At 73.3% G+C, this 4,877-nt stretch carries 6 protein-coding genes; 1 reads left to right on the forward strand and 5 read right to left on the reverse strand.

Features of this window, described 5'->3' with window-relative positions:
* A partial coding sequence (locus tag E4099_RS29030; RefSeq protein ID WP_245245281.1) for a PfkB family carbohydrate kinase occupies nucleotides 1-507 on the reverse strand: 507 nt, incomplete at its 3' end.
* 272 nt (nucleotides 508-779) lie between these two features.
* Between E4099_RS29030 and E4099_RS29035 the strand changes: the two genes are divergently transcribed.
* Nucleotides 780-1,229 carry an ATP-binding protein gene (locus tag E4099_RS29035; RefSeq protein WP_135342096.1) on the forward strand — a complete coding sequence of 150 codons (450 nt, stop codon included), beginning with the start codon at nucleotides 780-782 and terminating at the stop codon, nucleotides 1,227-1,229.
* Here the strand turns inward: E4099_RS29035 and E4099_RS29040 are convergent.
* From E4099_RS29040 to E4099_RS29055, 4 genes are all read right to left on the reverse strand, one after another.
* Complete coding sequence (locus E4099_RS29040; RefSeq protein WP_135342097.1) at nucleotides 1,180-2,115, reverse strand: ribonuclease Z; 936 nt, start codon at nucleotides 2,113-2,115, stop codon at nucleotides 1,180-1,182. The genes E4099_RS29035 and E4099_RS29040 overlap by 50 nt on opposite strands.
* A gap of 5 nt (nucleotides 2,116-2,120) precedes the next feature.
* Entirely contained in the window at nucleotides 2,121-2,480 is a 360-nt protein-coding gene (locus tag E4099_RS29045) for a histidine triad nucleotide-binding protein (protein ID WP_135342100.1), read from the reverse strand.
* A 46-nt stretch (nucleotides 2,481-2,526) separates the two neighbouring features.
* Nucleotides 2,527-3,612 (reverse strand): tetratricopeptide repeat protein, encoded by a 1,086-nt coding sequence (locus tag E4099_RS29050; protein WP_135342098.1) that lies wholly within the window; start codon nucleotides 3,610-3,612, stop codon nucleotides 2,527-2,529.
* A 175-nt stretch (nucleotides 3,613-3,787) separates the two neighbouring features.
* On the reverse strand, nucleotides 3,788-4,877 hold a 1,090-nt coding region (locus E4099_RS29055), incomplete at its 5' end, for an ATP-binding protein (protein WP_135342099.1).

Here is a 4,877-nt window from a genome sequence, read left to right on the forward strand (position 1 = left end):
GGTGAGCGGCACGGGGGCGCCGCCGGGCGCCTCGGCGGGGCTGCGTCCGGCCGGCGCCCCGGGCGGGACGGTGGCGGGTGGCGCCTCGTGGCCGTGCGAGACCATGGTGCGCTCGCCCTCGTAGGCCATCGAGACGGTGACCGGGGAGTGCCAGCCGGGGATGGTGCGGGACAGGGAGAGGTCGATGCCCTCACCGTGCTCCAGGGCGTCGCGGCAGTAGTCCCCGTACATGTCGTCGCCGAAGGCCGCGGCCAGTGAGGTGCGCAGCCCCAACCGCGCCAGCGCGGTGGCCATGTTGGCGACTCCGCCGGGGCTGGAGCCCATGCCGCGGGCCCAGGACTCGGTGCCCCGCACCGGTGCGGAGTCCAGTCCGGTGAAGATGATGTCCAGGAAGACCGTGCCGGTGAGGTAGACGTCCCAGGGCGGGTCGCCGGCCCGGCGGAGGCCGGCCAGCGGGTCGACCGGGGCGGTGGGGGCCGTCGGCCGGTCCGCGTCGGATGTGCTCACGGTGGGCTCCCCGCGGGTCGGTTCCCTGCGCCGCGACGCGTGCGCTCTGCGCCGCCGCGCGTGTCGTGTCTACTCCCCGCTCGCACGCGGGTCTGCCGGCCATCGTGCCGCATCACGGTGGCAGTTTCCGGCCAGTATCGCCTTCCGAGGTTTGCTGTGTCTCTCAACACGCTTGCGCACCATGGTCCTTACCGGCCACTCTGTGAGCCCCGAACACCCCGCGCACGGCACGGTCGGACGTACCCCGCCGCGGCGGTCCTGGAAGGGCTCCCATGACAGAACAGACCGCCCTGGTCAGCGCCGGGTCACGGGTGTGCGTGGTGCAGGTGACCGCGCACCCGGAGGAGATCCAGCACGTGCGGCACCAGGCGAACGAGCGGCTGCGCGAGTGGGGGCGGCCCAAGCGCGTGCGGCAGATCGTGGCGCAGGGCATCAGCGAGTTGCTGACCAATGTGCACAAGCACGTCGGGCACGGTGCGCCGTGCACCCTGACGCTGGCCGAGCGGCCGGAGGGGGTGGCGGTGCTGGTGCACGACTCCAGCCCGCGGATGGCGGTCCCGGCCGAGGTGGCCTGGGACGCCGAGACCGGCCGCGGGCTGATCCTGCTGTCGGCGATGGTGGCGGAGCTGTCGTCCGAGCCCACCCCCACCGGGAAGGTGGTGTCCTTCCTGGTCAGCCACGATCCAGCGGAGGACGACGCTTGGGGAGCGGAACCCGCGTGAGGTCCCGGGCCACGGTGAGTTCGCCGGTGTAGCCGGCCGCGCGGGCCTGCCGGGCGAACTCCTCCGGGTCGTCGTAGCGCTGCGAGAAGTGGGTCAGCACCAGGTGCCGCACCCCCGCCCGGGCCGCCACCGAGGCCGCCTGGCCGGCGGTGAGGTGGCCGTGCTCCACGGCGAGCGCCTCGTCTTCGTCGAGGAAGGTGGACTCGATCACCAGCAGGTCGCACCCCTCGGCCAGCGCGTACACCCCGTCGCACAGCCGGGTGTCCATCACGAAGGCGAAGCGCTGTCCGGGCCGCTCCTCGCTGACCTCCTCCAGGGTGACCGTGCGCCCGTCCACCACCAGTGATCCGGTGCGCTGGAGCCGTCCGACGTCCGGTCCCGCGATGCCGCGCTCGGCCAGCAGGGCGGGGAGTATCCGGCGGCCGTCCGGCTCCACCAGCCGGTAGCCGTAGGACTCCACCGGGTGGGAGAGCCGGCGGGCTTCCAGGACGTAGCCGGGCGTCTCGGCCACCGGGCCGTCGCAGGCCACCGGATGCTCGCCCAGCTCCACCGTCTCCCGGTAGGCGGTGGCGTACCGCAGCCGGTCGAAGAAGCGCCGGCCGCTGGCCGGGAAGTAGGCGGTCACCGGGTGGGAGACCTGGTCCAGGTTGATCCGCTGGATGACCCCGGCCAGGCCCAGCGAGTGGTCGCCGTGGAAGTGGGTGACGCAGATGCGGTGGATGTCGTGGGCGGCGACGCCGGCCCGCAGCATCTGCCGCTGGGTGCCCTCCCCGGGGTCGAAGAGGATGCCCTGGCCGTCCCAGCGCAGCAGGTAGCCGTTGTGGTTGCGGTGCCGGGTGGGCACCTGGCTGGCGGTGCCCAGGACGACCAGTTCGCGTACGGACAAGACGACTACCCGGGGGGCCAGTTGAATCCGCGCCCGCCCAGCACGTGGGCGTGGGCGTGGAAGACGGTCTGGCCGGCGCCGGCGCCGGTGTTGAAGATGATCCGGAAGCCGGTGCCCTCCACCTTCTCGTCCTTGGCCACCTCGCCGGCCTCGCGCAGCACGTCCGCCGCGATGGCCGGCTCGGCGGCGGCCAGGGAGGCGGCGTCCGGGTGGTGCGCCTTGGGGATCACCAGGACATGCGTGGGTGCCTGCGGATTTATGTCGCGGAAGGCGACGGTGGTCTCGGTCTCCCGGATCACCTCGGCCGGCACCTCCCCCGCCGCGATCTTGCAGAACAGGCAGTCGGCCTGCGGTTCTCCCGCCACCGGCGACTCCTCCCTCATCGTGGCTCGTAACTCCTCACGCGGGATGCTACCGAACGGCCTGCGCTCGCCGTCGGACCTCCCGCTCCGCCGAGGCCGCGCTGAGCAGCAGCACCCCCCAGCCGGCGTGCAGGAAGGCCGCGAACGCCCAGGTGTCCAGCAGCGGCGTGACCACCAACAGCACCGCGCACAGCGTGCACCAGACCGCGCCGAACGCCATCGCCCCCGCCGGATAGCTGCGCCGGGGCAGCCCGCGCATCGGGGCGCGCATCCGGGGCGGCAGCTTCAGATAGGTGCGCGCCGCCCAGACCGCCCAGCCGCCGGCCATCACCGCCAGCGCCGCCAGTTGGTACGGCAGCGGCAGCCGGGTCAGCTTCTCCTCCTGCGCGGCGTCCGCCACCACCATCGCGGCCAGGGCAACCAGCAGGCAGCCCAAGGCGAGCCAGCGGGCGCGGCGCAGCATCCGGTAGGCGATGACCTCCAGGTTGTGCCGGGACCACTGGGAGGTGGGGTTGTGGGCCAGTGCGATGGCCAGGTCCTCGGTGGCCGCGAACAGGTCGCCGCCCTTGTCGTCCAGGCGGTCGGCGGCCAGGTTGTTGTGCGCGTTGGCGTTGCCCGGGTCGATCCGCAGCACCTCGTGCATGGTCTGCATGGCACGCTCCCGCTCGCCCAGGGCCAGCAGCGCGAAGTAGCGGGCGAAGTACGGCACCGTCTGCTCCGGCGCCAGCCGGATCGACTCCTCCCCGGCGGCCAGGGCCTCGGGGAACGCGCCGGCGCCGCGCAGCGCGTGGGACAGCGCCGCGTGCGGCAGCCAGTGGTGCGGGGCCAGCCGCCCCGCCTCCCGGGCCGCGGCCACGGCCTCCCGCGCCCGGCCCAGCTTCAGCAGTGCGGTGCTGCGGTGGATGTGCGCCATGGCGTGCTCCGGGTTGACCCGCAGCGCCACCTCGGCGGTGTTCAGCGCGCCTCCCCACTTCCGCATGTCGATGAAGCAGGCGGCGGTGAGCGTCCAGGCGACGGCATCGTGCTGGTGGACGTTCAGGTAGGTGTAGAGCAGGGCTCGGGCCTCCTCGGGCCGGCCCACCTCCAGCAGTGCCTCGGCCCGGGCCACGTCCGGGTGCTTGGTCTGGTTGCTCATCGTGCTCTCTCGTTCTCCCCCGGCGCCGGCGCCTGGGTGGTGTCCCCGTCTCCGCCGTGGTGGCGCGGCGGTGCGGTGTTCCCTCGAATGCCCTCGGGTTCCCTCGGATTCCCTCGGATTCCCTCGAATTTCCCTCGAAGCCTCGGCCCGGGCACCGCGGTGCGGTGCGCCCGGTTCACAGCATCCGCTTGCGCTTGAGGTAGCCCAGGAGTTCGTCGTAGGTGCCGCCTTCGTTGGCGAACTGGGCGACGCTGCGCGCCGTCTCGAACCACGGGCCGGTGGTGGGCCGTACCTGGTCCAGCGCGGCCAGCAGGTCCTCGGTGCCGATCATCCGGGCCTGGCCGGTGCGCACCGAGTCCAGCAGGGCCCGCTCGGCCGCGCTCTCGCACAGGTGCCGCAGGTCCGCCCCGGAGAACCCATCGGTCCGCTTGACCAGTTTGCGCAGGTCGATACGGGCCACCGGGCGGTCCTTGAGGTGCTGGCGGAGGATGGCCTCGCGGGCCGGCTCGTCGGGCGGCAGCACCAGCAGGGTGCGGTCCAGCCGGCCGGGGCGGCGCAGCGCGGTGTCCACGTCCCAGGGGTGGTTGGTCGCGGCGAGCACGAAGAGGCCCTCGTTGGCCTCGCCGTCCACCCCGTCCAGCTCGGTCAGCAGCTGGTTGACGGTGGTGCGCAGGCCGCTGTGGCGGAGCTGGCTGCGCTTGGCGCCGAGGGCGTCCAACTCGTCGAGGAAGACCACGCAGGGGGCGTTGCGGCGGGCGGTGGCGAAGAGCTCCCGCAGATTGCGCTCGGAGTTGCCGATCCACATGTCCAGCACATCGCTGATGCTGACGTTCATGAAGCGGGCGCCCAACTCGCCGGCGATGGCCCGGGCGATGAAGGTCTTCCCGCAGCCGGGCGGGCCGTACAGCAGCAGCCCGCCGCGCAGGCTCTTGCCGTACAGCCGGCGCAGCTCCGGGTTGCGCATCGGGGTGAGGAACGCGGCCTCCAGCCGGAGCTTGACCTGCTCCATGCCGCCCACGTCGGCGAGGCTGAGCCGGCTGCGCTCCACGTCCCAGGCGGACACCTCGCCCGGGTCGTCCGCCCCGTCGGCGGCCAGCGGGGTGGTGAAGCGTGGCGGGATGACATCGGCCAACTCGCCCTCGGCACGCTGCCAGTCGAAGCCGGTGGATGCGGTGCCCGCCCCGGTGCCGGGAGTCTCGGCCGGCGCGGAGGTTTCAGCGGCGGCCGGCACGGGGGGCTCGCCGCCGGGCGGTACGGGCCGGGGC

The organism is Streptomyces palmae (assembly GCF_004684805.1).
Classification (GTDB): Bacteria; Actinomycetota; Actinomycetes; order Streptomycetales; family Streptomycetaceae; genus Streptomyces; species Streptomyces palmae.

Coding starts and splice junctions, on each gene's coding strand:
- E4099_RS29035 (WP_135342096.1), top strand. CDS start 780: ATGACAGAACAGACCGCCCTGGTCAGCGCCGGGTCACGGGTGTGCGTG.
- E4099_RS29050 (WP_135342098.1), bottom strand. CDS start 3,612: ATGAGCAACCAGACCAAGCACCCGGACGTGGCCCGGGCCGAGGCACTG.